At 35.5% G+C, this 26,025-nt stretch carries 23 protein-coding genes; 5 read left to right on the top strand and 18 right to left on the bottom strand.

Annotated features, from left to right (window positions below; translation table 11 throughout):
• The first annotated feature begins 23 nt into the window (after positions 1–23).
• Entirely contained in the window at positions 24–857 is an 834-nt protein-coding gene (locus FAF07_RS02475) for a universal stress protein (protein WP_142783618.1), read from the top strand.
• Position 858: 1 nt separating this feature from the next.
• Here the strand turns inward: FAF07_RS02475 and FAF07_RS02470 are convergent, their stop codons facing one another.
• The 4 genes from FAF07_RS02470 to FAF07_RS02455 are packed head-to-tail and all read right to left on the bottom strand — an operon-like array spanning position 859 to position 5,958.
• Positions 859–2,262 carry a TolC family protein gene (locus tag FAF07_RS02470; protein ID WP_142783617.1) on the bottom strand — a complete coding sequence of 468 codons (1,404 nt, stop codon included), beginning with the start codon at positions 2,260–2,262 and terminating at the stop codon, positions 859–861.
• Positions 2,259–3,617: an HlyD family secretion protein gene (locus tag FAF07_RS02465; protein WP_142783616.1), complete on the bottom strand. Its 1,359-nt coding sequence runs from the start codon at positions 3,615–3,617 to the stop codon at positions 2,259–2,261. Before FAF07_RS02465 ends, FAF07_RS02470 begins: the two co-directional genes overlap by 4 nt.
• Positions 3,610–5,280 (bottom strand): peptidase domain-containing ABC transporter, encoded by a 1,671-nt coding sequence (locus tag FAF07_RS02460; protein ID WP_142783615.1) that lies wholly within the window; start codon positions 5,278–5,280, stop codon positions 3,610–3,612. Before FAF07_RS02460 ends, FAF07_RS02465 begins: the two co-directional genes overlap by 8 nt.
• A gap of 3 nt (positions 5,281–5,283) precedes the next feature.
• A complete protein-coding gene (locus FAF07_RS02455) occupies positions 5,284–5,958 on the bottom strand; it encodes a TetR/AcrR family transcriptional regulator (protein WP_142783614.1) in 675 nt (224 codons plus the stop codon).
• Between the two features lie 328 nt (positions 5,959–6,286).
• Here FAF07_RS02455 and FAF07_RS02450 point away from each other — a divergent pair, with 328 nt between their 5' ends.
• Positions 6,287–6,586: a GIY-YIG nuclease family protein gene (locus tag FAF07_RS02450; RefSeq protein ID WP_142783613.1), complete on the top strand. Its 300-nt coding sequence runs from the start codon at positions 6,287–6,289 to the stop codon at positions 6,584–6,586.
• Positions 6,587–6,794: 208 nt separating this feature from the next.
• Here the strand turns inward: FAF07_RS02450 and FAF07_RS02445 are convergent, their stop codons facing one another.
• From FAF07_RS02445 to FAF07_RS02410, 8 genes are all read right to left on the bottom strand, one after another.
• Positions 6,795–7,496 (bottom strand): sulfite exporter TauE/SafE family protein, encoded by a 702-nt coding sequence (locus FAF07_RS02445; protein ID WP_142783612.1) that lies wholly within the window; start codon positions 7,494–7,496, stop codon positions 6,795–6,797.
• A 1-nt stretch (position 7,497) separates the two neighbouring features.
• The gene (locus FAF07_RS02440; protein ID WP_142783611.1) at positions 7,498–7,944 is read right to left on the bottom strand and encodes a FixH family protein; all 447 of its coding nucleotides are present in this window, start codon (positions 7,942–7,944) and stop codon (positions 7,498–7,500) included.
• A gap of 287 nt (positions 7,945–8,231) precedes the next feature.
• Positions 8,232–9,656 carry a cytochrome c oxidase accessory protein CcoG gene (ccoG, locus tag FAF07_RS02435; RefSeq protein ID WP_142783610.1) on the bottom strand — a complete coding sequence of 475 codons (1,425 nt, stop codon included), beginning with the start codon at positions 9,654–9,656 and terminating at the stop codon, positions 8,232–8,234.
• A gap of 247 nt (positions 9,657–9,903) precedes the next feature.
• The gene (locus FAF07_RS02430; RefSeq protein ID WP_142783609.1) at positions 9,904–10,776 is read right to left on the bottom strand and encodes a cbb3-type cytochrome c oxidase N-terminal domain-containing protein; all 873 of its coding nucleotides are present in this window, start codon (positions 10,774–10,776) and stop codon (positions 9,904–9,906) included.
• The gene (locus tag FAF07_RS18750; protein WP_142783608.1) at positions 10,764–10,958 is read right to left on the bottom strand and encodes a CcoQ/FixQ family Cbb3-type cytochrome c oxidase assembly chaperone; all 195 of its coding nucleotides are present in this window, start codon (positions 10,956–10,958) and stop codon (positions 10,764–10,766) included. Before FAF07_RS18750 ends, FAF07_RS02430 begins: the two co-directional genes overlap by 13 nt.
• Positions 10,959–10,979: 21 nt before the next feature.
• Complete coding sequence (ccoN, locus tag FAF07_RS02420; protein ID WP_142783607.1) at positions 10,980–13,172, bottom strand: cytochrome-c oxidase, cbb3-type subunit I; 2,193 nt, start codon at positions 13,170–13,172, stop codon at positions 10,980–10,982.
• A gap of 10 nt (positions 13,173–13,182) precedes the next feature.
• Positions 13,183–13,368: a cbb3-type cytochrome oxidase assembly protein CcoS gene (gene ccoS, locus FAF07_RS02415; RefSeq protein WP_142783606.1), complete on the bottom strand. Its 186-nt coding sequence runs from the start codon at positions 13,366–13,368 to the stop codon at positions 13,183–13,185.
• A 73-nt stretch (positions 13,369–13,441) separates the two neighbouring features.
• The gene (locus FAF07_RS02410; protein ID WP_142783605.1) at positions 13,442–15,817 is read right to left on the bottom strand and encodes a heavy metal translocating P-type ATPase; all 2,376 of its coding nucleotides are present in this window, start codon (positions 15,815–15,817) and stop codon (positions 13,442–13,444) included.
• A gap of 104 nt (positions 15,818–15,921) precedes the next feature.
• On the opposite strand from FAF07_RS02410, the gene FAF07_RS02405 reads away from it, so the two are divergent.
• The 3 genes from FAF07_RS02405 to FAF07_RS02395 all read left to right on the top strand — a co-directional run bounded on the left by FAF07_RS02405 (position 15,922) and on the right by FAF07_RS02395 (position 19,415).
• Positions 15,922–16,599, top strand: a complete 678-nt coding sequence (locus FAF07_RS02405; RefSeq protein ID WP_142783604.1) for a Crp/Fnr family transcriptional regulator — start codon at positions 15,922–15,924, stop codon at positions 16,597–16,599.
• Positions 16,600–16,685: 86 nt separating this feature from the next.
• Positions 16,686–17,813, top strand: coding sequence for a vWA domain-containing protein (locus tag FAF07_RS02400; protein WP_246067753.1), 1,128 nt, complete (start codon positions 16,686–16,688; stop codon positions 17,811–17,813).
• Positions 17,814–17,954: 141 nt separating this feature from the next.
• Entirely contained in the window at positions 17,955–19,415 is a 1,461-nt protein-coding gene (locus FAF07_RS02395) for a MoxR family ATPase (protein WP_142783603.1), read from the top strand.
• A gap of 7 nt (positions 19,416–19,422) precedes the next feature.
• Here the strand turns inward: FAF07_RS02395 and FAF07_RS02390 are convergent, their stop codons facing one another.
• From FAF07_RS02390 to FAF07_RS02365, 6 genes are all read right to left on the bottom strand, one after another.
• Positions 19,423–20,637, bottom strand: a complete 1,215-nt coding sequence (locus FAF07_RS02390) for a bifunctional alpha/beta hydrolase/OsmC family protein (protein ID WP_142783602.1) — start codon at positions 20,635–20,637, stop codon at positions 19,423–19,425.
• Positions 20,638–20,700: 63 nt separating this feature from the next.
• On the bottom strand, positions 20,701–21,273 hold the full coding sequence (locus FAF07_RS02385; protein ID WP_142783601.1) for a YdeI/OmpD-associated family protein: 573 nt from the start codon (positions 21,271–21,273) through the stop codon (positions 20,701–20,703).
• Positions 21,274–21,278: 5 nt separating this feature from the next.
• Positions 21,279–22,928, bottom strand: coding sequence for a M1 family metallopeptidase (locus FAF07_RS02380; RefSeq protein ID WP_142783600.1), 1,650 nt, complete (start codon positions 22,926–22,928; stop codon positions 21,279–21,281).
• Between the two features lie 24 nt (positions 22,929–22,952).
• Positions 22,953–24,287: a M28 family metallopeptidase gene (locus tag FAF07_RS02375; protein WP_142783599.1), complete on the bottom strand. Its 1,335-nt coding sequence runs from the start codon at positions 24,285–24,287 to the stop codon at positions 22,953–22,955.
• 6 nt (positions 24,288–24,293) lie between these two features.
• Positions 24,294–24,770: a DUF6265 family protein gene (locus tag FAF07_RS02370; protein WP_142783598.1), complete on the bottom strand. Its 477-nt coding sequence runs from the start codon at positions 24,768–24,770 to the stop codon at positions 24,294–24,296.
• A 211-nt stretch (positions 24,771–24,981) separates the two neighbouring features.
• A complete protein-coding gene (locus FAF07_RS02365) occupies positions 24,982–25,899 on the bottom strand; it encodes an IS1595 family transposase (RefSeq protein ID WP_142783597.1) in 918 nt (305 codons plus the stop codon).
• Positions 25,900–26,025 lie beyond the last annotated feature (126 nt).

Below are 26,025 nucleotides of genomic sequence, written 5' to 3'. Positions count from 1 at the left end.
ATGAGAATCTAAAACCTAAGAAGATGAAAAGGATAATTGTACCCATTGATTTCTCTGAACATTCAGAATACGCTTTAAAAACAGCAGCGGCACTAGCAAAACGATACCATGCTGAACTGTTGGTGTTACATATGCTTGAAATGTCTGATATATTGCTAAATGCATCAGACGGACTTCAAAATGAAAAGACTAATTTTTTTCTCAAATTGGCAGAGGAAAAGTTTAAAGGATTTTTAAATAAACCATATTTAAAAGATCTGAAGATAATACCAATAATTAAGCATTTCAAGGTGTTTAGTGAGGTTAATGACGTGGCTATAAAAAATGATGCCGATTTAATAGTTATGGGGTCTCATGGCGCACATGGCGTGAAAGAATTTTTTGTTGGCTCAAATACAGAGCGCGTTGTTAGATATGCAGACATTCCTGTATTGGTGGTTAAAAATAACATTAATAATGTAAGTTTTGATGTAGTCGTATTCGCTTCAGATTTTGCAGAAGAAAGTATTACGTCTTATTTAAACGCTACTAAAATGTTTGAGGCTATGGGCTCTAAAGTCTATTTGGTTCATGTGAATTTACCAAATGATCGTTTTCAAAATTCCCAAGAAATTGAAAGACGCGTGGTTAATTTTTTCACTAAGGCTGATGGTAATCTAGACAGAATGGAAGCTGTTCATTATGTATCTGATTATACTGTTGAAGATGGAATTCTTAATTTTTCAATGAAGGTTGGAGCCGATTTAATCGCGATCCCGACCCATGGGAAAAAAGGATTAGCACATTTTTTTGAAGGCAGTGTGGGTGAAGATGTTGCAAATCATGCAAATTTACCGGTTATGACGTTTAAAATTTAAATTAATTCATCTCCGCGTTTGAAACTGCTAATACATTAAATAAGCTTGCCTTGGCTTTCAGAAATTCATTTTGTACGGATATGGCCTTTAATTTGGCATCTATCAGCTTAGACTCTCTAGTGTTTACAAGAAATAATGAGCTTTCACCTAAAAAAAATTTTCGTTCTTCTGCAGCTAATAAGGTATTGTAATCATCAACAATAATATTTGTAAAATCATTTTGCAGAATGAAGGATTCAAGCTCTTGACGAATAGCCTTTATTTTGTTTCTTAGGGTTACCCGTGTTGATTGAATTTCAAATTGGACGTCTTGCATTTTTAGTCTGGCCAATTTTAAATCGCCACGTTCTTTTCTCAGAAATAGAGGAAAGCTAATATTTAGACCGCTTTTATAGGATGCTGTGTTAAATGATCGTGCTATATCTGGAGATTCTGATAAAAAATTATATTGTAAATCGATTTTTGGGAGCAGGTTGTTGAGTTTCAGTCTTTTCTCGATGGTTAACCCTTGAAATTTATAATCTAACGATAATAATTTAGGATGTGTTGCCAAATCTACATTCTCAACATCTAATGATGATGTGTTCAAAATGGTATCGATAGTTTCAAATGTATGTGTATTAGGTACGGAGCCCTCATTAATTTCAATAGGAATATTATCGCCTAGCCAAAGATAATTAGACGACTCTAAGGCAGCCTTGATGAATTTAATTCTTGATTTTTCTAGATTAAATTTTCTGTTATTCAGTGTTATACGGGCTTCTAAGGTGTCAATAGCAGGTCTTTCACCTACTTCATAACTCTTTTTTATACCTCTAAATCTCATTTCAGCATTAGCCAAAAAATCTTCAAAAACGCGTTTTTCATTATAGGCTTGAAGCCAATTCAAATAACTAATGGTCGCTTCGTATAAAATATTATTTACCAATAGTTGTCTGTCTGCTTCAACTTGATTTATAAATAATTTTGCCTGCTTTAACATAGCCATACGCTTGTTGATAAGCAGACCTCGAGCCACAGATACAGAAACACCAACGCTGTACAGCCCATCTAACGGCACTGTATCTTCGGGATTTAAGAAGTCACCTGTATGCTCTTCAAAATTTCCTTTGAGCTCCACGCCATACCAAGTTGGTATTTTAAATGATGTATTTAACTTATCGTAATACTCCGAATTTTTAAACTTTTTTCTATCGTAATCGACTTCCAGTTTCGGGTCGAATGCACCACGGGCTTTCATAAGATTTGCCTCGCTTTCATTTATGATTAAATTGGCTTGTTTTACAATTGGGTGAAACCTTTTAACATAACCTAGGTATTCTGATAATGTCATTACAGATTTGGAATCTTGAGCTGTTGCACAGGCGCTAATTAGTATGGTAATAGCTATTAAAAAGAGTCTCATTTTTTATCTTTATTTAAAGCTGAATCTTTTGTTTCAGGTTGATAATAATTTGGAGGAAAACTGTTGATTTGTCGCCATAATTCAAACCATATGGGCACATCTTCAAGCAGCGCAATAGTTCTAGAGCCAGAACCTACCCTTATAGCTTTTGGCCATGAGTGGTCTGTTTCATCTGGTGCTAAAAGCACGCGGTATTTGCCATTGTCGCTAATAAAATTTTCGATGGCAACTACTTTAGCGCCGTAGGTTCCGTAAGACACATTGGGCCATCCGCTAAAAACGATGGCAGGCCAACCATCAAATTGGACGCGTACCTTTTCATTAATGTGGAGTAACGGTAAATCAATAGGTTTTACAAATGTTTCTACAGCTAAATCGTATTGTGAGGGCATGATGCCAACCAGTCGTTCACCCTCTTTAAAGGTGCCCCCTATACCGCCACGAATCGCTTTATTGATATAGCCGCTTTGCGGAGCTGTAACAAAAAGTAAACTATTTCTTTTTTTATAATTCGTGTAATCATTCTCTAATTTGGTTACTTGTGCAGTAGCATCAAACTGTCCCGATTGTGCGGTGTACATGTCGCTTTGGGATTTTGAGATTTTATCAGCATATTCAGCTTTAATACGGGACAATTCAATTTCAGCATTGATGAGTTCATTTTGACTTGCTAGGTATTTATTTTCTTGAGAAATTAATTTGGCCTGGGTTTCTTGTAATTTTAAACGTTTTTCTTCTACATCCCTAACGGCCTTTAAACCTTCTTCTTGTAACATTTTTATACGGTCGAATTGTCGCTCAGCAATGATGGTATTTGTTTTCGCTGCTTCAAAATCAATACTATCACTCTTTACTTTTAATCGAGATTGAAGGAATTTGTTTTGGGTTTGCTGAAGTTTTAAGCTTTGCTCATTTTTTAAAGCAGAAACCTGTCTGTTTAAAGCACTAACTTTACCCTGATAGGCTGTAACTGAGGAAGATTTTGCTTCAATTTGATTCCCCGTTCGCTCTACAAGTTTATCATCAAAATAATCACTTTTTACTTCAGAAATTCTTAAAATAGTATCGCCGGCTTTTACAAAATCGCCTTCTTGTACAAACCATTCTTCAATCCGTCCAGGTATTTGAGATTGAATGGTCTGAGGCCGCTGGTCTAGCTTAAGCGTAGTCACTAAACCTTGACCGGTAATGTTCTGGGTCCAAGGTAAAAAGAGAACGATTATACCAAGGATAGCAGCGAGCAACAAAAATTTATTGAACAGCTTATAATAGTCCTTATCAAAAATTTTAGAACCAGACTTGTAACCCTTAAGTGTTACTTTTTTATTCAAACTATTGTGAGATATATTAAGCATGTGTCCTTTTTTTAATTTCACCCTTATCTAAACTAATAATCTCTGTACATCTATTCGTCCAAGTGTCATTACCACTGACAACTATCAAAGCCCAAGGCCTATCTTTATGCGTGAGATAATCTATAATGGCATTGGTTTCTTTTGGGTTAAAACGATCCAATGCGTCCTCTAGAATGAGCAGTTTAGGCTTTTTTAGAATGGCTCTTGCGAGTACTAATTTTTTAGAAACGGTATGCGACATTTGCTTGCCATCAGGATACAGTATGGTCTTTAAGCCTTTGGGCTGCTCCTTAATAAAATCCAACAGACCTACTTTTTCGAAAACCTCATAGATTTCTGTATCTGTGATGTTAGCATTTCCAAAAGTCAAATTTTCTTTAATCGATCCCTCAAAAGGCGTTTCCTCTGTGAGCGATAATCCTAATTGTGCTCTATAATGGTTTAAATTCAAACTGCTAATGGATAAATTATTGACATATATATGCCCAGAAGTAGGTTGATTAATGCCTGATATAAGCCGTAATAAAGATGATTTTCCAGAACCACTTTCACCTGTAACCAATATGCGGCTTTTAGCATTTAATGCTAATGATATATTGCTAAGAATGGGTTTTTCTCTGTTGGAAACTTTGTAATGTACCTCATTTAGTTCGATATGAATGTCATTGTTAAAGACTGGTTCCTCACCATCTTGATCTTCTAAATCCTTATCCACAATTTGGCCAATTTTCTCAATGGAAGTTAATACATCATAAAAAGCTTCTAGTCCAACAATGAGTTTTTCTACCGAAGCAATAACGATAAGAATGATAATTTCCGCCGCTACAAATTGTCCGATATTCATTTCTTGATTTAAAACAAGAACCCCACCAATTAATAGCAGACTTGCCGTAACAATAACCTTAAAGCTTATCATTTGAATGAATTGAATAACTAAAATCTTAAAATGACTTTCTCGGGATTTTAAATATTCATTGACTAACTCATCATTCTTTTCCAAAGCCAAATTGGTGCTCCCGGAAAGTTTAAAACTAATTACGGTACGGGCAATTTCTTGAATCCAGTGGGCCACTTTGTATTTGTTTTTGGACTCTTGTAAGCTGGTTTCAAGACCGCGTTTAGCCGTGAATTTGAATACAATAAAAATAAGGACTAATAGTAGAATACCGAAAATTATAAAAAAGGGATGGTAAAACGATAGCAATAGCAATGCAAACAAAATTTGTAAAACTGCGGTGGGCACATCAATTAATATTTTAGACAAGCCTTTTTGAATGGTTAACGTATCGAAAAAGCGATTTGCTAATTCCGGTGGATAATAATTACGTAATTCTATCATTTTTATTTTTGGAAACCGATAACTCAATTCAAATGATGACCGTACAAATATGCGCTGTTGGATAGTTTCTATAATGCGCAATTGCATAAGTTGTAAGGCTCCAGCAAAAGCAACACCTAAGGTGACTAAAATAACAAGTACAATCCACGATGTGGAGATCTGCGCGCCTTGTATCAAGTTGATTATAGCCTGGATACCAAGCGGTAAAGACAGGGATACAATCCCCGAAAAAATCGCATAGTAGAATATTTGAAGGATATCACGTTTTTCTAATTGTAACAAGCCAATAAAGCGTCGCCACGGTGAAAGTTTTGGTTGTTCCATAATTTATGAACCTAATGTATTTGTAACGAGATTTGTAAAAAAATGATTGGGAGTAACGTCTGCCTTACAATCGGTGATAGAGCTAAAATGATCTTTTAAAAAATGCTGGTGCAAGCTTCCTTCTATTACGGTGCTTGCTAAGGAAGCTGCGTATTTGTATTGCGGCTGGACATCTTCAATCATATCACGAAGGCGTTGTACAACCCGTTTATAGATAATAAAATAGCCGTCTTTATTTTCTTGATCGACCTCTTTGGTTAAAAATGATTTTGAATTTTCATTGATGATAATCCTATTTAAAATCACTTCATCAATATGTGAAAAATTAGAGTCTTCTTTGGTCGTTTGTGTTAAAATTTCAATTGCTTTTTCCAATTTTTCTTTTTTATCTGAAACACTATGGGTTTCAATAACCAATTGATATTCCAACCATGCCCAATACCATGAAGATAAATAAAGCAGGAGCTTATGTTTACTTTCAAAATACCTATATATGGAACTTTCGTTTGAACCAATTAGTGCTCCCAGCTTCTTAAAGGTAAAAGCATCAAACCCGATGTCATCAATTAAAATTATGCTATGCTCAACAATACGCTTTCCCAGAGCGGATGATCCTGGATCTTTAATATAGATTTTATCAGGTACCGCTATCTTTAAATTCGAAAGTAAATTTTTCATAATCAATTTATTTAATTGCAAATATAATAGTAATACTATTAATTACGCAAATTAAATCGTTGTTTTATTTTAGAATAAGGAAACCTAGCGTCATGGCGAGGACGCAGGACGAAGCAATCTGTTCATTTTTTACTGGATGTTAATACTTTCCGCCATTGCGAGGAGTCCCGATAATTATCGGGACGACGTGGCAATCTGCCTATAGTTACCTAAAAGCCAAATGCAATACTTCTTTAAGCCCTAAAGTTTAATTTCAAAAGATTGCTTCGTACCTTGCAATGACAGTTGGATTCAAGATTGCAAGCACAAAAAATATTATATTTAGTGTATGAAAAAATCACACATGTATTTTATGACCAACAAGAATAATACTGTTATTTATGTTGGGGTGACAAGTAATTTATTAAAGCGTGTATATCAACATAAAACTAAAACCCATAAAGGTTTTACATTTAAATATAATTGTGATAAACTCGTTTACTTTGAAGTGTTTAATGATATCAACCAAGCCATTACAAGAGAAAAGCAAATAAAAGGAGGCAGTAGAAAACAAAAAGAAGATTTGATAAATTCCAATAACCCAGAATGGAAAGACCTATCTGATGGATGGTTGTTCTATTTTGATTAGATACATCATTTTATGAGATTGCTTCGTACCTCGCAATGACAGTTGGATTGTTCATTGCGAGGAGTTGTGACGTGGCAATCTGCTAAATCTGTACCGAAATCAAAACGATAAAGTTTCATTTAAAAAATTGCATTGCAACCGTTAACGCAATTTCTTGCTAAGATTGTTCTGAGAAAGGGAGCAAAAGTAAATTATGAATACCCAGATCTTAATGACAGTTTATATCACTCGTCAACATATCAAAAACTGGAGCGGGGGAGATGTAAGGAATCCCTAAACCTAAACCTCGAAGAATAAACAAAGCGCCAATAAAAACAACAAAAACAGGAATTGCTTTTTGTATCTTTTGTCTTGCTGTGCCTTTTAAAAAATGGCTAAAATAAATCGCTGTAGTCATTAAGGGGACGGTTCCCAAACCAAAAACGGCCATATATAAACTACCGTTCATCGCATTTCCGCCAGCAATTGCAGCAAATAAGGCCACATAAACCAGACCACAGGGCAAAAATCCGTTTAGAAAACCAATAGTTAAAAAGGTGTCTGCTGTTTTCTTTTTTAAGGCGCTACCTAAAGCCGATTTTATTTTGGAAATCGCTTTAAAAATAGGTTTTGAAAAGTTATACTTATTAAATATTTTTTTGGGAATCAAAATAACCAAAATCATCAGGACGCCAATGGCTATAGAAAGCTGTTGCTGAAATCCAAACAGGTACAAACTTTTTCCAATCAGTCCAAAAATCAAACCTATAATGCTATAAGCCAATAGTCTACCTATGTGGTAAACAGTAATTTGTGATATTTTTTTTAAGGTGTTCGTTCGGTCTACAGGTAGCATAAAAGCAATAGGGCCGCACATTCCCACACAGTGAAAACTTCCAAGCAGTCCTAATATAAATGCAGATAGTAGCATATTAATAATGTATAGATTCCTTAAATAAATAAGAATGTCCGTTATATTGCCAATCCACAGTAATGTTCCAACGACCATCTACCAAACGTTTGTCAGGTATGAGCAAATTTGAAGTAGACAATGAAATAGCAGTATCAAAGTCTAACCGTTTGTTAGATGGTCTATATAGGAACACTTTACCAGTGATTTTTTTGTAATCTAAGCGCTCAGGAAAAACAATGGTTAAACCTTCGCTCGTCTTTATATAGGAAATATTTTCTTCTAGATTTTTAGCATTATTCAACTTATCAATCGCGTCTTGATACTTTAACTCCACACCATAATAATCTTCAGTAACCAGTTCGTGTTCAAACCTATTGTCCGTACACATGGTAATAATAAAATACAGAATAAAACCAATAAAGCCAATAAACGCCAATATAATTCCAGTTCCCCAATTAAATTTCATGATTTCTATATTTTGTCAATCCGAATTCATTTCAGATGTTTATCATTCTTATTTTTATGGCATTTCCCTTCGTACCTCGGGTCGGGCTTTCCACTATATCTTTTTTGCTTTTAATGGCAAAAAAGGATGCCGCTTCAATCCCTAATGCACCCATCAGCCAACTTCACAGCAAACTTCAATCTCCAGGTTTTCTTACTTTTTCTATACCTACAAGGTTTTCAAAACCTTGCAGGAGAACCTTTATCATAAGAGTAAGCACTGTAAACGGCCAACTGAATACTGCCAACTTATTTATAGCTTCTTGGGCCTAAAAAGTTAGCCGTCGTTGTTTCAATTAACTTATCCCCAGAATACACACCTATTTTTATTTTATTTCTGTCACCTGTTAATGCCGAATTATTTATTTCTACAAACAAAGTCCCTTTAGCAATCCCTTGATTTGGTACCACAAAATTATCACTGGTAGCAACAAGTTTCAATTCACCTTTGTGGGACATGAGTTTAAAACTCACATTTTCAATATCTTTCGAGGTTTTATTTACCAGTTTATATGTAAATACATTACTAATAATATTGTTGTCTTTATGTTCGTACAACTGCCCTGGTAACCTTAAAATATTTGCCTCAACATCGTTTCTTAAAAATAGCATCCCTGTAAGTAACCCAACTAAAATGGCTAAAACGGCTATATAGCCTTTCATTCTTGCAGTTAACCTAAACGGAACATTTTTTTCTATTTGTTCTTCACTGGCGTACCTTATCAAACCTTTAGGCAAATTAATGCTTTCCATAATATGGTCACATTCGTCAATGCATGCGGTACAGTTTACGCACTCTAGTTGCGTGCCGTTTCTAATATCAATACCAGTTGGACAAACATTTACACACTGAAAGCAATCAATACAATCCCCATGTCCTAAAGCAGCGCGATCTTCGTTTTTTCTAAATTTCTTTCTACCTTTTTCGGCTTCCCCACGTTTATGGTCGTACGCCACTACAATCGATTTTGTATCTAGTAATACGCCCTGTAATCTTCCGTAAGGACATGCAATGATGCAAACCTGTTCTCTAAACCACGCGAATACAAAATAGAACACCGCCGTAAAAATAAGTAACGAAATGAGTGTACTTATATGGCTCAAAGGCCCTTCTGTAATATATGCTATAAGGGTATCACTTCCTATTAAATAGGCTAAAAACACATTAGCAATTATAAAAGAGATGAATAGGAAAACAAGAAGTTTTAAGCCTTTTTTTCTTATTTTTTCTGCGTTCCAAGCTTGTTTTGCCAAGCGTATTTGCTTGCCTCGATCCCCTTCTATCCAATATTCAATTCTACGAAACACCATTTCCATAAAAATGGTTTGCGGACAAATCCATCCGCAGAAAATCCGTCCGAAAGCAACCGTAAACAGGGCAACAAATACCACCCCAATAATCATTGAAATAACAAACAAGTGAAAATCCTGAGGCCAAAACGGAAATCCAAAAATATTAAAGCGACGCTCTAAAATATTAAACATTAAAAACTGGTTTCCATTGACCTTTATAAATGGAGCCAGTAATAAAAAGGCCAACAAAAAGTAACTCACCCACTTTCGGTACTTATAAAACTTTCCACTGGGTTTTTTAGGAAATACCCAAGCCCGTTTACCTTCTTTAGTAATCGTGCCAATAGAGTCTCTAAAGTTTTCGCTGTTTGGGGTTTCCATTTTTTTCTTTTCCTAGAGGTTTTTGAAAACCTTATAGGTTTTTATTTTTTATTATTTTGAAACCTGTCAGATTTTTGATCTCGATAATTATTGAGACTGAAAGGTATTATGAATTTTAAGCTGTTTATAGACCTACAAGGTTTTTAAAACCTTGTAGGTCTGACTAAGATTACTTATTCATCCATAATTACCGAATCTGTTTTCACTTCTATAGTTTCAGTCGGAATAGCGGTTTCTTCAGCTTTTTTTAATCTACCCAAATATCGCCTTCTGCAGCTTTTGGGTTTGCTGGCGTAGTACCTTGAAATGTTAAAACATAACTTGATACTTGAGCCATTTCTAAAGGTTTTAATTGTTGTTTCCAAGCAATCATGCCTTTTCCGGAACGTCCTCCTTCCGATACGGTTCTAAAAACACTTTTAATATCACCACCTAAAATCCAGTGTTCGTCAGTCAAATTTGGACCAATACCACCGCCACCATCTGCCATATGGCAAGCCACACAGTTCGCTTCAAAAATAGCCTTTCCAGCTCCAAGATCTGACGCTTCTGTTAATAAGGTCACCGTATTAATATCTACTAAATTTTTGGCAGTTTTCTTGTAGTCTTCAATAGCAACTCTGGCTTCTGCCAATTCGGTTTCTAATTCATCAATCTGATTATCGCCATTAAACACATGGTATTTTAATAAATATACCGCAGCAAATATGATGGTAAGATAAAAACCATACAGCCACCATGGCGGTAAGTCGTTATCTAACTCTTTAATACCATCATAATTATGGTCAAGTATAATTTCGCCTTCTTCTTCAATAGGTTTAGATCCTAAAAGTTTCTTATACGTTTCTTTTAGCCAAGTAAATTTGTACTTGCTTTCTTTTTGGGCTAAAAAACGGGCCTTATCTTCAGCATTTAATTTATGAAGCATAACGTTTTCTAGAGCACCAATAATGGCTTCAATAGCAATAAGGATTAATAGTACAAGAAACAGAAATAAGAGTACTACTGGATATTCTATAAAGGCAGGTTTTTCCCCAGAATCAATAAAGAATTCTACAATTCCAAAAATAATAAAGAAGGCTATAGGAATTCGAACCCATGATGGAACTAATTGTCGCATAATACATCGTTGTTTTGGTTGTCTAATGGCAGGTTACTCACCCTTTTTATATAATCTTTTTTAGCAGTAATGACCCACCAAAAAAGTAATACAAAAAAAGTGAAGAAGATAAGGAGGGAGATTACAGGATAAATTTCTATTCCCGTAATACTCTCCATATGATTTTTTACAAATTTCAACATAATCTTTAGTTTTTTTAATGGTTATTTCATAGTTGTTTCTACATTGATATCAGTTCCCAGACGCTGTAAATAAGCAATAAGCGCTACAATTTCCCTATTTTTCATTTCTATGAATACTTCGCCATTTTCAGCAGCATATTTTTTGTCTGCTTCATAGGTAGTCACAAAATCTGGATCGGTGTAGAGGTTTTGCTCAATCTGTGCACCTTGTTCTAACATGTTTTGCTGGGCATTGGCAATGTCTTCATTGGTATAAGGAACACCAAGAGTCACCATGGCTTCCATTTTTTTCTCGGTCATAGACTTATCCAATAAACTGCTTTTACCGGTAATTAACCAAGGATAACGTGGCATAATAGAACCTGATGAGGTACTCTGCGGATCGTACATATGGTTAAAGTGCCAGTTATCTGAGTACTTAGCACCAGTGCGATGTAAGTCTGGTCCCGTTCGTTTACTTCCCCAAAGGAATGGATGGTCATAAACATATTCACCAGCTTTAGAGTATTCACCATAGCGTTCCACTTCATGCCTAAACGGGCGTATCATTTGAGAGTGACAACCCACACAGCCTTCACGGATGTAAATATCACGCCCTTCCAGTTCTAAAGGCGAATAAGGTTTCACACTAGAAATAGTTGGAATATTAGATTTGACCATAATGGTTGGGATAATTTGAATAACACCACCAATTAAAATAGCTACGGTAGCCAAAAGGGTTAATTGCACGGGTCTACGCTCTATCCATGTATGCCATCCTTCGCCAGCAGTACGCTTTTTAGTGACACGTTCTAAAGCAGGCGTTTGTGCAAGTTCGTCCTCGACTTTGCTTCCTTGTCTTACAGTCATAATAACATTATAAACCAAGATGAACATTCCAATAATATACAGCGTACCACCAATGGCACGCATCCAGTACATGGGGATAATTTCTGTAACGGTTTCTAAAAAGTTACCATACACTAAAGTGCCATCTGGATTGAACTGTTGCCACATAGAATATTGTGTGAAGCCTGCAACATACATAGGTAAGGCGTACATAATAATCCCTAATGTGCCTATCCAAAAATGTAAATTTGCCAAGCCTAATGAGAACATTTTTGTTTTAAATAATCGAGGGATGAGGTAGTAAATGATACCAAAAGCCATAAAACCATTCCAGGCTAAGGCACCCACGTGAACGTGAGCAATAATCCAATCCGTATAGTGCGCTACGGCATTTACACTTTTTAATGATAAGGTTGGTCCTTCAAATGTTGCCATCCCATATCCGGTAATGGCTACGACTAAAAATTTTAAAACAGGATCGGTTCGTACTTTATCCCAAGCTCCACGAAGTGTTAGTAATCCGTTTATCATACCACCCCAAGATGGCATTAAAAGCATTACAGAGAAGGCAACGCCAAGGTTTTGTGCCCATTCTGGTAGCGCAGTGTATAATAGGTGATGAGGGCCTGCCCATATATAAATGAATATGAGTGACCAAAAATGCACAATAGAAAGTCGATAAGAATACACTGGTCTATTGGCCGCTTTAGGAACAAAATAATACATCAGCCCTAAAAAAGGTGTCGTTAAAAAGAAAGCTACAGCATTATGACCATACCACCATTGTACTAAGGCATCTTGAACTCCCGCGTAGACGGAGTAACTTTTCATGCCACTAACAGGTAATTCTAAACTATTAAATATATGAAGCACTGCGACCGTAACAAACGTGGCGATATAAAACCAAATGGCAACATATAAATGGCGTTGTCTTCGTTTTAAAATGGTCCAAATCATATTCACCCCAAAAATTACCCAAATTAACGCGATGGCAATATCGATGGGCCATTCTAATTCAGCATATTCTTTAGAGGTTGTGTAGCCTAAAGGCAAACTTATAGCTGCTGCGACAATAATAAGTTGCCAACCCCAGAAGTTTATATTACTTAAAAGGTCGCTAGCCATACGCGCTTTCAACAAACGTTGCAGTGAATAGTAAATTCCGGCAAACATAGCGTTCCCAACAAATGCAAAAATGACGGCATTGGTATGTAATGGTCTTAACCGACCAAAACTTAACCATGAAATACCATCAGTAAGGTTTGGGAATAGGAACATAAAAGCCAGTAGCAATCCTACTGCCATCCCTACCACGCCAAAAATTATTGTAGCATAAAGGAATTTAGTAACAATTTTGTTATCGTAATGAAACTGTTGCATCTCCATAATTTAATTATTATTCTTTTTTGGTTAGTATTGTTTTATTAGTTTTTGTCTTAACAATTTCATCTTCAAATAACATGCGTACAGATGGTGTGTAGCTATCATCAAATTGACCATGCCTAACTGCGACAATAAAGGCAATAAAAAAGCCTATAGCCACAATAATACTTATTGCTAGTAAAATATATATAACACTCATACCTAATTGAAGTTATGGTTCAAAAGTACTTTCATCTGTTTTTTAAAAAAATGACTTTTATCATGTTCTAGTTTCAATCTACTTTTTTGCCCAAAATATTGGTGGTAATTGTTGTAAATGCTACGATACTTATAGAACTTAAAGGCATTAAAATAGCAGCTACAACAGGTGCCAATTGACCAGTAACGGCAAAATAGAGACCAATAATATTATAAATAAATGAAAGCACAAAACTCCATTTAATAATTTTTATAGCCGATTTTGATACTTTTATATAGTTGTACAACTGATTAAATTTTGAAGCATCTAAAATGGCATCGCATGCAGGGGAGAATACGTTTACATTTTCTGAAATGGCAATGCCCACATCGCTTTGCGCTAAGGCACCGGCATCATTTAATCCATCACCAATCATCAATACTTGGGCGCCTTCATTTTGATGATGTTTTATGTACTCTAATTTGTCCTCTGGTTTCTGATTAAAAAGGAGTTTGGTCTTAGTGGGAAGTAATTTAGCTAAATTATCCTTCTCACCTGCATTATCACCCGAAAGAATAACTAAATCATATTCTTTTTTTAATTGATTGAACAATTGCGACAATCCTGTTCTGTATTTATTATAAAATGTGAATTTTCCTTTATATGCACTATCAGCGCTAATATGTACTGTGGTGTTTAAGTTTGCGGGTTCTGTTGAATATCCCACGTAAGACGCAGATCCAATTTTGATATTCTGGGTTTTATATTGCGCTTCAATGCCTTTGCCTAAGTGCTCCTCATAAGTATCTAAGCTTAGAATGTTATGCTGATCTAAGAGATGATAGAGCGATCTGCTCAATGGATGGTTTGAGCCTCTTAAGGTACTTTTTAGTAATATCTCTTCCGCTTCAGATAGTTTTGAACCATCGTAATGTATTTCATCTGTTTCATTGTTTGTAATAGTACCCGTTTTATCAAAAATGATTGTGTTTATTTTAGCCAATTGTTCAATAACCTGAGCATTTTTTAAATAGAATTTCTTCTTTCCTAAAATGCGTAAAATATTTCCGAATGTAAACGGTGCAGAAAGCGCAATAGCACACGGGCAAGCAATAATAAGGACTGCGGTAAATACGTTTAACGCTTTGCTAGAATCTATAAAAAGCCAGTAGGTGGTGGCTATAAAGGCTATCAGTAGAATCGTTACAGTAAAACGTTTACTAATGCTATTTGTAATGTTTGTAAACTCTAATTCTTTATTATTTTTAAATACATCATTACTCCATAATTGCGTGAGATAACTTTGTTCAACTGTTTTTAAAACATCCACTTCTAGAATACCATGCATCTGCTTACCACCAGCAAATAGTTTATCACCCGATTGTTTTGAAACTGCTTTAGATTCACCTGTTACAAAACTATAATCAATATGTGCCTTTCCTTTTATTAATATACAATCAACAGGAATCAGTTCTTCATTTCTAATGAGCAAACGGTCACCTTTTTTAATGTCATATACTTGAATAGATGTTTCTTTACCTTCTGATGAAATTTTGGTTATTCCAATAGGGAAATAAGATTTATAATCCCGTTCAAAGGACAAGAACTTATATGTTTTTTGCTGAAAGAATTTCCCGAGCAGCAAAAAGAAAATAAGCCCAGTTAAGCTATCAAAAAATCCAGTACCTAGATTTAAAATGATTTCGGCCGAACTTCTTATAAAAAGTACGGTAATGCCCAGTGCAATGGGAACATCTATGTTTAAAATATGAGCACGTAATCCTTTATACGCGGAAATAAAATAATCCTGCCCCGAATAGAAAACAACGGGAAGCGAGAAGAAAAACATGAGCCATCTAAAAAGTGGGGCATAGGTTTCTATCCAAAAACCTTGTACTTGAAAATATTCAGGAAACGATAAAAACATAATATTCCCAAATGCAAAGCCTGCCACACCTAATTTATAAATTAACGACCTATCGATGTGTGTTTTGCCTACATTATAGTCGTCTAAACTAATAAATGGTTCGTATCCTATACTGGCTAGCAACTCTACTAATTGCTTTAGCGAATAAATCTCACTATTGTATGTAACGCGCACGGTTTTCTTTCCAAAATTAACAAAGGAAGCGCCAATAGATGGGTTTAATTTATTAAGGTTTTCAAGAATCCAGATGCAAGAACTACAGTGAACATGGGGAATGTAAAGGGTTACAATTTGAGTGGTATCATTGTTAAATTCTAATAATTTTTCAACAATTTTAGTGTTATCTAAAAAATGATATTTGCCAACCAGTTTATTTGGTGTTGCTCCTGGCGCTTGTTGTAAATCGTAATAACACGTTAAATCATTTGCAGAGAAAATCTCGTAAACAGTTTTGCATCCGTGACAGCAAAATGATTTATCATCAGCTGTGATATTAGAATTGGAAGCATCTAATCCACAATGGAAGCATGCGCTATCGCTCATTATAATTTGCTCATTTATACCTGTAACAAAAGTACAAAACAAGTCGCCTTATAATATGATATATGTCATGTTTTCTTTATTTTTACACAACAACAAATTTTACTATGAGTAAGTGTGAACAATGTATAATTAAGCAGTTTAACTCGTTAAAGTCTTTAACAAAGGATGAGTTAATGCGTATTTCTAGTTGTAAAACGTCTAAAATTATAAAAAAAGGGGAGGTTATTTTTGAAGAGGGTGAGATATTAAATGGTGTTTATTGCGTAAAAGATGGTATTTGTAAACTTTCAAAATTAAGTGCCAACGGTAAAGATCAAATTGTTAAAATGGTTGTAAAGGGTCAGTTGTTAGGCCAGCGCTCATTAATTAGCGATGAAAGTTCAAATTTACAAGCCACCGCTTTAAATGATATGGAAGTTTGTTTTATTCCAAAAAGTGAGATTATTGCAGATCTTCAAAAAAATCCAAAATTCTCTTTTGATGTCCTAAAAGATATGGCGCATGATTTAAAGGAAGCGGATGATATTATTGTTAATATGGCACAAAAATCCGTGAGACAGCGTCTTGCAGAAAGCTTAATTTATATACATGATAGTTTTGGTAAAAATCCAAACGGCACATTGAGTGTGTTATTATCAAGAGAGGATTTTGCCAATATTGTGGGTACCGCAACAGAATCTGCAATACGTGTTTTATCTCAGTTCAAAAAGGAAAAGCTTATACGTACAGTTGGCAAGCAAATTATAATTGAAGATTTAGAAGGTTTAAAACGCGTTGAATAAGCTGTTATTCTAGTTATTGAAGTATAAATAAATACAATAAGCACTTTACTCTTTTTTAATATATAATATTTTATTTTTATCCTACTATGATAAGAAATAATTCTCACAGAAAGGGGTTCGTTTTTAAAACCTACGAAGCGCCAAATCAATCCCCTTTCGATAAACTTTTTGAAATTTTTAAAGAGCTTATAACCCATACTTCGGGCGATTTTGACGAGGCCATTGATTGGTTGCGCGAATTGGATAAGGAATATGAACTCACCACGTCAGAATATACTATTGATGACTTTATTGAAGACCTTAAAAAGAAAGGCTATATAAGAGAAGAAATTGATAATGATGGTCACGGCGGTATGGCTATTACGGCAAAGACAGAGCGTGCTATTCGTCAACAAGCCTTAGATCATATTTTCGGAAAAATTAAACGCAGCGGCCAGGGAAATCATAAAAGTAAAAGCCCGGGTCTGGGCGATGAACATACGGGCGACTTTAGGAATTATCAATTTGGCGATGCTCTAGATAAGGTTTCTATGACAGAGAGTTTGAAGAATGCGCAAATTAACCACGGCATATCCGATTTCAAATTATCGGAAGAAGATTTGGTGGTTGAGGAAACCTTGCACAAATCCCAAATGAGTACCGTACTCATGATTGATATAAGTCATAGTATGATTCTTTATGGTGAAGATCGAATCACACCAGCCAAAAAAGTAGCGATGGCACTGGCAGAACTCATTACAACCCGTTACCCAAAAGACACCTTGGATATTTTGGTCTTTGGTAATGATGCGTGGCAAATAGAAATAAAAGATTTACCCTATTTAAAAGTGGGACCTTACCATACCAATACTGTAGCAGGTTTGCAATTGGCCATGGATTTATTAAGACGTAAACGAAATACGAATAAACAAATTTTCATGATTACAGACGGGAAACCAAGCTGTTTAAGGTTGCCAGATGGTCAATATTATAAAAACAGTAACGGTTTAGATACCCACATTGTTAACAAGTGCTATGCTATGGCCCAACAGGCAAGACGCTTGCATATTCCCATTACCACTTTTATGATAGCACAAGACAACTACCTCATGCAATTTGTAAGAGAGTTTACGCATGCCAATCAAGGGAAAGCCTTTTACACGGGTCTTAAAGGTTTAGGTGAAATGATTTTTGAAGATTATGAAACAAACAGAAAAAAAAGAATTAGAGGGTAGTAAGCCCCACCCGACCTCCCCGAAGGGGAGGAGCCAATGACGTAAAACACCTTTAATAATATTTAGTAAAATTATAAAGTTAAATTATATAAAAAACCCACAACAGTTCCCTCTCCTTTGGAGAGGGTTAGGGAGAGGAAAATGAAAAACATAGATACACTAGGCGAATTAAAGCAAGCAGGCTATACAAGCAAATCCATAAAAGACGAATTAAGAGATAACCTAATTGAAAAAATAAAAAATAAAGAAACCACATTTGAAGGCGTTCATGGCTATCAAACTACAGTAATCCCAGAACTGGAGCGCGCGATTTTATCAAGACATAATATCAATTTATTAGGATTACGTGGGCAAGCAAAAACACGACTGGCCCGCTTAATGTTAAATTTATTGGACGAATATATTCCTGTTGTTGAAGGTTCCGAAATCAATGATGATCCTTTAAAACCCATTTCCAGATATGCCATTGAGCTGATTAAAGAGCAAGGCGATGAAACAGCTATAACATGGCTACACCGAAGTGAGCGTTTTGCTGAAAAATTGGCCACACCAGATGTGACCGTGGCTGATATTATTGGTGATGTAGATCCCATAAAAGCAGCCAATTTAAAACTAAGCTATGCGGACGATCGCGTCATTCATTACGGCATGATCCCAAGAGCGAACCGGTGTATCTTTGTTATTAATGAGTTACCGGACTTACAGGCAAGAATCCAGGTGGCCCTTTTTAATATTTTACAAGAAGGTGATATTCAAATTAGAGGCTTTAAGTTGAGGTTGCCTCTGGATATCCAGTTTTTATTCACTGCCAACCCTGAAGATTATACAAACAGAGGCAGTATCGTTACGCCATTAAAAGATAGAATTGGGTCACAAATCTTAACCCATTATCCTGAGGATATTGAAACAGCACGTTTAATTACCGAACAAGAGGCAAGGCTACTGGAAAGTCAGAAGCAAATAGTTGTGGTTCCAGATTTAGCTAAAGATTTATTAGAGCAAATTGTTTTTGAAGCACGTGAAAGCGAGTTTATTGATGCAAAAAGTGGTGTGAGTGCTAGATTAAGTATTACGGCATATGAAAATTTACTAAGTACCGCAGAACGACGTGCTTTAATTTCTGGTGATGAAACAACCATACTTCGCTTATCAGATTTTGTAGGTATTATCCCGTCGATTACGGGAAAGGTGGAGTTGGTTTACGAAGGCGAGCAGGAGGGTGCTGCTGTTGTGGCCTACAATCTAATAGGTGAGGCTGTTAAATCCTTATTTCCGGAGTTTTTCCCAAAGATTGGAAAATTACAAAAGCAAGATGAAGAAAGTCCGTACGACAATATTGTCTCGTGGTTTTTTAACCAAAAAGATGGTTTTGAATTGTTGGAAGACTTACGTGATAAAGAATATAAAAGTTTACTTGATGCCATTTCACCATTAGATGATTTGTTGGGAGAATATCAACCAAATCTCACCAAAGCAGATAGTTGTTTTGTTAAGGAATTCGTGTTGTGGGCCTTGGTGGAATATAAACTGCTAAGCAAGCACCGGTTTACCGAGGGTATTCAGTTTAAAGACCCTTATGGCAGTTTTATAAGTGGTATTTAAATGCATCTCATTCCACTAGTTTTGTAATAATTTGAGTTTTGCTATGCAAGGTTTTATGAACTGGACATTTATCGGCGATGAGCAATAATTTTTTTCTTTGAGAATCATCCAAATCCCCTGTTAATTTGATTTCACGGGTAAAGGTGTCAATTTTTGAAGTTTCGGTTTCGCATTCCTCACAATCGGTAGCATGGTCTTTACCATAACTGATATGGACTTCCACATTTTGGACATCCCATTTTTTGCGTTTTGAATACATTTGTATAGTCATTACTGTGCATGCCGATAATCCAGCTGAAATTAAGTCGTAAGGGGTAGGCCCAAAATCATTACCCCCAAAAGCTATGGGTTCATCGGCTGTCATATAATGATTGCCCACTTTCATTTGTGTTGTAAATCCGTCACTCTGATCTAAACTTGCAATCACTTGGTGCGCGGTTTTCAAAGTATCTGTTTCGGGAATATTTACATAGCGTTTTGCCCAACTTGAGATGATTCGTCCCGCAAATGTTGAATCATTCTTATTCATAAGTAAATGGTCAGCACCATCTAGCGATACAAAACTTTTAGGGTGTTTGGCAGCCTTATATATTTCTTCGGCATTAATGATGCTTACTATTGTATCCTGCGGCGAATGCATGACTAGCAGTGCTTTATCGAGCTTCTTTACAGTATCAGGCAGTGATTTGGATTCGATATCATCTAAAAATTGTTTTTTAATGGTGAAATCCCTACCACTTAAATTTACAATCGCTTTACCGTTTGCTATAATATCATCGACGCTGCTCTTTAGTAAATGTTGCACATGTTTAGGATTAGAAGGCGATCCAATCGTTGCGACAGCTTTAACAGAAACTAATTGCGCTGCAGCAAATAGGGCGGCAGCACCTCCTAAAGAGTGGCCGATTATTAATGTTGGCGATTCGTAATTTTTGGTTAGATAATCTGAGGCACTAATTAAATCTTCAACATTTCCAGAAAAGTTGGTATCTGCAAAATCGCCATCGCTTTCACCCAGTCCTGTAAAATCAAAACGCAATACTCCAAAACCTTCTGATGTCAATGCCCGACCAATGTTTTTGACAGCAGATAAATTTTTATTGCAGGTAAAGCAATGTGCGAATATGACGAAGTTGTGTGGCAATTGATTTACGGGGAGTTCCAGTCTGCCCATTAATTGTTCATTGTTATTATTTTTAAAAGTGACTTTTTGAATATTCATAGGTGATATGTTTTTTTTGTTGGATCGTTTTAATTGACATTAACTTTCTAAAGTCAAAACAAGTTAATAAGAACCTCTTGTTTTAACATTGGCTTCACAAAGTTGAATAATTTCTGCGATGCGTTTAAGTCTTGTCGCTTCACGTTTGGCTTGATTCAACCAATACAAATAGCTTTTTCTATAGGATGGTGCGAAGTTTTTATAATTTTTAAAAGCCTGCTTATTCATATCAAAAGCCTGTTTTAAATCCTTTGGGATAATACCTTTTTCAACAGCATCTAGAGCCGACCAGCTTCCATTTTCTTTGCCGATAGTAATAATTTTCAATCCACTCTCGTGTATCAAATTAGCTTCAGTTAATTCCTTTATATATTTTTTATTGAGCGCACTCCAAACACTTTTAGGATTACGCGGCGTAAAATATTGTTTTCGCTTTCCATCACCCAGACTTTTAACAGTAGAATCTATCCAGCCATAACAGAGCGCTACTCGGACCGCTTCTTCCCAGCGCATACTTTCATTTTCATGGGACACTTTATAGAATATTAGGTAGACACCTTTGGCAGCGTTATGATTTTCATGCAACCATGAACGCCATTCGGTATCTGTCTTAAAATAAAGTTCAGGATATTTCACTAGGTTTAAATTTTTTTCGAGTAAATGTAAAAGTTTGGGTCAATTTGCAACTCATTATTTTCAGATTCCAAATTCATAGTTTTCCATGCGGCTTTCGGGAACAACCACTGTACCTTATTATTGAGTGTAATCAAAACTGGCATATCAAAGTTTTCGATAGTATTCGTCCATCTGTATTTTAGCGACTTGTTTTCCAATGCATATTCCAATGTTGGAATTTGGGTTGTTCTCAGATACTGATTAAAAAATTCAGTTAAATCGTAGCCTGTTTCCTTACATAAATAGTCTTCAACTTGTTGCGTAGTTACGGTTTGATGGTAAAATGTTTTATTCATTCCCCTAAGCATCTGTCGCCATTTTTCATCATCTTCAATGAGCTGTCTTAAGGTATGTAATATGTTGGCACCTTTATAATAGATGTCTGAACCAGATCCCGTTTTATTAACATTATAGGATCCAATAATAGGGATGTCATTTTGAATTTTGGAACGTGTACCAATCACGTATTCTGAGGAAGCTTCCTTACCGTAATAATAATCTATAAATAAGTTTTCAGAATACGCTGTAAAGCTCTCATGGAGCCACATATCGGCGACATCTCTATTGGTAATATTATTGGCAAACCATTCGTGACCAGCTTCATGAACAATAATAAAATCAAACTTTAGTCCCCAGCCCGTACCGGACAAATCTGTTCCCAAATAGCCGTTTTGATATTGATTTCCGTACGTTACAGAACTTTGATGTTCCATACCCAAATAAGGGACTTCAACCAGTTTAAAGCTGTCTTCGTAAAACGGATAGGGGCCAAACCAATGCTCAAAGGCCTCCATCATTTTTGGAGCATCTTTAAAGTGTTTTTTAGCTTTTTTAAGATTATCTTTTAGTACATAATAATTTAAATCTAAATCGCCTTTTTCTCCTTCATAAACTTCAGAGAAATTGGCATAATCACCTATGTTAATATTTACCCCATAATTATTAATGGGATTAGCTACAAACCAATGATAAGTAGCTGTGTTATCATCGAATTTTTCAACGCCTCGCAGTCTTCCATTGGATACATTTGTTAGGTTTTTAGGTACGTTCACACTGATGAGCATACTATCTACCTCGTCATACATATGGTCTTTATTTGGCCACCAGACACTGGCACCAAGACCTTGACAGGAAGATGTTACAAAATGATTCCCATCTTTATCTTTTTTCCAAGAAATACCGCCATCCCAAGGTGCTTGAACCGCTTCTTTTGGATAACCTTTATAATGTACTTCTATGGTATTGAGCGTGCCTGTTTCTTGGTTTTTTTGAAGGCTTATAAAATGCGCATTGCCTTCATGTTTTACTTCTAATAATTCGCCATCTTGAAGGACTTTGGTGATTTTTAGCGGAGGTTGCAAATCAATTTGTAATACTTGATAGGGCTCTAAAACTTTGTACTTAATGGTGTTCTTTCCAGAAATAAATTTTTTATCAGGGTCTACTTTAATGTCTAAATGGTAATAGGTTAAATCCCACCATGCGCGTTCTGGAGTAATACTACCTCTTAAAGTATCTTGTCTAGTAAAATCAGTTTTTTCAGCTAGTAGGTTTTGTGATTGACCAATTACGTAAAAAAACAGAAAAATAAAAACGGATAGCGCATACTTTTTCATACTAAGATGTTTTAACAAATATAATTAATCCCTGAAAATAGTATTAGGGAATATAACAGGACTTTCATACCCGTCTATTCCAATTGAGGCTATGCCGAAAAAATAATTATCAATTACAATACCATCCAATGTATATTCAGAAATATTGCCAACATATCTGCTGTAATCCCAAGTTGGTGAGGTGGTATCTCTCCAATAAATTTTATAGCCAAGCGCACCATCAACTTTCTCCCATCTAAATTTGACCGAGGGTTCAACAACACCGCCTATAGCAACATTTTTAGGAGGTGGAGGCGAGGAAGCTAAGCTAGCCAAATTAATGGCATTGACAGCCGTTAGTTTTTTTGCGTAATTAAAATTAATATGTTCAATAACATCACCGTATTTAATCCCATGTTCTTCGCGAATATCTTGGTGTTGCTGAGTGTAATTTTCATGAGCCTCCATAATTCTAATACCAGCATAACCTAAATCGTTAAAAGGCCTATGATGCCCGCCACGACCGAAACGGTCCAACCTATATATCATCATAGGATTCATTTCTGGCATGTATGTTTTTGTGGTTTTGTATACATATCGAGCTAATTGGCGAGAAATACCATCCACTTCACCACCATAAAAACGACGTCTCTTTCTTTGCTCTTCTGTTTCATTAGAGGATACTGGCTCTGAAAAAATTCTAAAGGTTCTGTTATCGATCACGCCATCTATACCTTTTATGTTTCCAATCATGTCATTGTTTAAAACCCCAATAATATCCCAACCATTGTCTTTGGCATATTTGGCTAATCCTGCACCACCAAAAAGGCCCTGTTCTTCACCAGATAAACCCACGTAAACAATACTGCTTTCAAATTTATATTTTGAAAGTACTCTAGCAACTTCAATAGTTCCTGCCATACCCGAGGCATTGTCGTTTGCCCCAGGCGCATCGGTTTTAAAATCCATGGTATCACTTGCGCGAGAATCGATATCGCCACTCATAATGACAAATCTATTTGGGTACTTTGTGCCTTTTTGAATGGCTACTACATTTACCACCCAGGCATCATGTGGTACACGGCTGTTTCCTGCTTTTGTAACAAAATCTTTTTGATAGAAAACCGTTAAGCAATTGTTGCAACGTTTAGAAATAGTTTCGAACTCATATTTTATCCAACGTCTTGCAGCACCAATGCCCCGGGTATTTGAAAGGGTGTCGCTAAAGGTGTTTCTCGTACCAAAATTGGTAAGTGTTCTTACATCAATTCTTAGGTGCTCTTCGGAAATGGCATCAATAATATTATATATTTTTTGATTAGTTTGCGCAGATATTTTAAACGAGACTAGGAATAAAATTATCACATATAAAAACTTCATAACTTGTTATTTTTTGTAATTAAATTTGGTGGATTCCATAGAGCCTTCTCCCTTGTATTTGTTTAAATACACGTTCATTTCATTCGGACTCACTTTTTCAAAGATAATCTCTTCTTTTCCTTTGAAAATAACTTTATTAGAAGTGATTTCTTTTAAAGGAAAATCGACCGTTTCATCTTTTGTTTCCCATCCTTTTAAATCGTTAATGAAATGTTTTAATTGAAGAATGAGCGTGTTTTCTAATTTGCGGATAATTTCAATTTCATAAAACGACACTTTATTATCGTTGATAAGTTTAAAGTTAGCCATCATCGATTCGCCAGAGGGTTCACTCCAGTTTTCTTCGGTTTGTCCACCAAAAGCTTCTCCTTTCCAATTGCCTGAAATCCATGAGACGTTTTCTAGTTTAGGGGATAATGTTTCAGATTGAGCTGTTTTTACAGCATAAGATAATAGTGTGAATAATAAATATGAAACTTTCATAATCATATATTTTCCACTAAATTAATAAAAATAAAAACGTTTCGAAATTTAGGAATGTTTTGCACTTTCATATAATTATTTTGACTTTTTATTTTTGTCCAAAACCATGCTAAATATTGCACTTGGGCAGGTTATTATTGTTATTTATTTGAAATTTTGAATTATTCAATTTTAAATTAATATATTATTGAAAATTTTCTTGTATATCCGTTTAATGTCCATTAGCTGTAATGCTAGCAATAATAAGCCTATCAAAGATTCGTTCTCCAAAATACCTGCGGTTGAGCTTATAAACAAACTCGTTCAGATATAATTGCAAATATTTCTTCTTGATTTTATGATAAGTTCCCGCAAAGTTCCTTTTAGCATTGCTTATTGCTATATGCACCCATTTGAGTGTTTCTTTGGTGGTTTGTTCGTTTGATTTCTCTGTCATATGTATTTCTACATAGTCTGCAATATTTACATATGAAGTACTCTTATCTGTAAATATAATAGTTTGCTCGTCATCAATAGCGTCTTTGAAGCTTTGGTCTGTGCCATCTGCCTTGTGGTCTTCTAATACCTTAGCTTTAAAATAACGGCATTGTCTATCTACTTTTCCTGTTTCTATATCTTCCAGTATGGTGCTTTCTGCCATAATCATAACATTGGATTTAGTTTTGCTCCCTCGACCTGCTTTTTGGGTTTTGTGTGCTTGTTCCGAGGCTTCAATAGTAAAATAGCCTTCATCCATTTCTATCATTCCTTCCAATGTGTACCTGTCATCACGATCCCCCATTGCTCTACGCAGTTTATGGACCATTGCCCAAACTGGCTCATAACGTTTTAGCCCCAACTGGCGCTGTATCTCTTTACTGGAAAATCCTTTTTTTGTGGTGCTCATCAAAAAAATGGTCTTGTACCAAACCAGAAATGACAATTTAGAGCTTTCCATTATGGTGCCACTGCGCAATGATGTCCTTGAGTTGCAGGATTTACATTGATAGCTCCATTTATTGATCAGCCAATAGTGGTCTGTACATCCGCAACGCTTACAAACAACACCTTGCTTGTCCCTTTGCTCCTTGAAATGAAGCCTGCAACTCTTTTCATCTGTGAAATGAACCCCAAAAGAAAATATATCCATAGCTAACTGTTTTTGAATCAATTAAATATACAAAATATTAATCAATATAGGGGTGTTTACGGATATACAAAAATTTTCTCTCCAAATATAAATTTACTAATAAAAATCAGTTATTAATCTTAAACC

Origin of the sequence: Changchengzhania lutea (assembly GCF_006974145.1) — a bacterium.
GTDB lineage: Bacteria > Bacteroidota > Bacteroidia > Flavobacteriales > Flavobacteriaceae > Changchengzhania > Changchengzhania lutea.
Note: the sequence above shows the minus strand (reverse complement) of the source record. Positions and strands in the feature narration are given on the sequence as shown.

Bases quoted from the DNA above. Each gene is read 5' to 3' on its own strand.
- FAF07_RS02475 (WP_142783618.1), top strand. From the start codon at position 24: ATGAAAAGGATAATTGTACCCATTGATTTCTCTGAACATTCAGAATAC.
- FAF07_RS02470 (WP_142783617.1), bottom strand. From the start codon at position 2,262: ATGAGACTCTTTTTAATAGCTATTACCATACTAATTAGCGCCTGTGCA.
- FAF07_RS02465 (WP_142783616.1), bottom strand. From the start codon at position 3,617: ATGCTTAATATATCTCACAATAGTTTGAATAAAAAAGTAACACTTAAG.
- FAF07_RS02460 (WP_142783615.1), bottom strand. From the start codon at position 5,280: ATGGAACAACCAAAACTTTCACCGTGGCGACGCTTTATTGGCTTGTTA.
- FAF07_RS02455 (WP_142783614.1), bottom strand. From the start codon at position 5,958: ATGAAAAATTTACTTTCGAATTTAAAGATAGCGGTACCTGATAAAATC.
- FAF07_RS02450 (WP_142783613.1), top strand. From the start codon at position 6,287: ATGAAAAAATCACACATGTATTTTATGACCAACAAGAATAATACTGTT.
- FAF07_RS02445 (WP_142783612.1), bottom strand. From the start codon at position 7,496: ATGCTACTATCTGCATTTATATTAGGACTGCTTGGAAGTTTTCACTGT.
- FAF07_RS02440 (WP_142783611.1), bottom strand. From the start codon at position 7,944: ATGAAATTTAATTGGGGAACTGGAATTATATTGGCGTTTATTGGCTTT.
- ccoG (WP_142783610.1), bottom strand. From the start codon at position 9,656: ATGGAAACCCCAAACAGCGAAAACTTTAGAGACTCTATTGGCACGATT.
- FAF07_RS02430 (WP_142783609.1), bottom strand. From the start codon at position 10,776: ATGCGACAATTAGTTCCATCATGGGTTCGAATTCCTATAGCCTTCTTT.
- FAF07_RS18750 (WP_142783608.1), bottom strand. From the start codon at position 10,958: ATGTTGAAATTTGTAAAAAATCATATGGAGAGTATTACGGGAATAGAA.
- ccoN (WP_142783607.1), bottom strand. From the start codon at position 13,172: ATGGAGATGCAACAGTTTCATTACGATAACAAAATTGTTACTAAATTC.
- ccoS (WP_142783606.1), bottom strand. From the start codon at position 13,368: ATGAGTGTTATATATATTTTACTAGCAATAAGTATTATTGTGGCTATA.
- FAF07_RS02410 (WP_142783605.1), bottom strand. From the start codon at position 15,817: ATGAGCGATAGCGCATGCTTCCATTGTGGATTAGATGCTTCCAATTCT.
- FAF07_RS02405 (WP_142783604.1), top strand. From the start codon at position 15,922: ATGAGTAAGTGTGAACAATGTATAATTAAGCAGTTTAACTCGTTAAAG.
- FAF07_RS02400 (WP_246067753.1), top strand. From the start codon at position 16,686: ATGATAAGAAATAATTCTCACAGAAAGGGGTTCGTTTTTAAAACCTAC.
- FAF07_RS02395 (WP_142783603.1), top strand. From the start codon at position 17,955: ATGAAAAACATAGATACACTAGGCGAATTAAAGCAAGCAGGCTATACA.
- FAF07_RS02390 (WP_142783602.1), bottom strand. From the start codon at position 20,637: ATGAATATTCAAAAAGTCACTTTTAAAAATAATAACAATGAACAATTA.
- FAF07_RS02380 (WP_142783600.1), bottom strand. From the start codon at position 22,928: ATGAAAAAGTATGCGCTATCCGTTTTTATTTTTCTGTTTTTTTACGTA.
- FAF07_RS02375 (WP_142783599.1), bottom strand. From the start codon at position 24,287: ATGAAGTTTTTATATGTGATAATTTTATTCCTAGTCTCGTTTAAAATA.
- FAF07_RS02370 (WP_142783598.1), bottom strand. From the start codon at position 24,770: ATGAAAGTTTCATATTTATTATTCACACTATTATCTTATGCTGTAAAA.
- FAF07_RS02365 (WP_142783597.1), bottom strand. From the start codon at position 25,899: ATGGATATATTTTCTTTTGGGGTTCATTTCACAGATGAAAAGAGTTGC.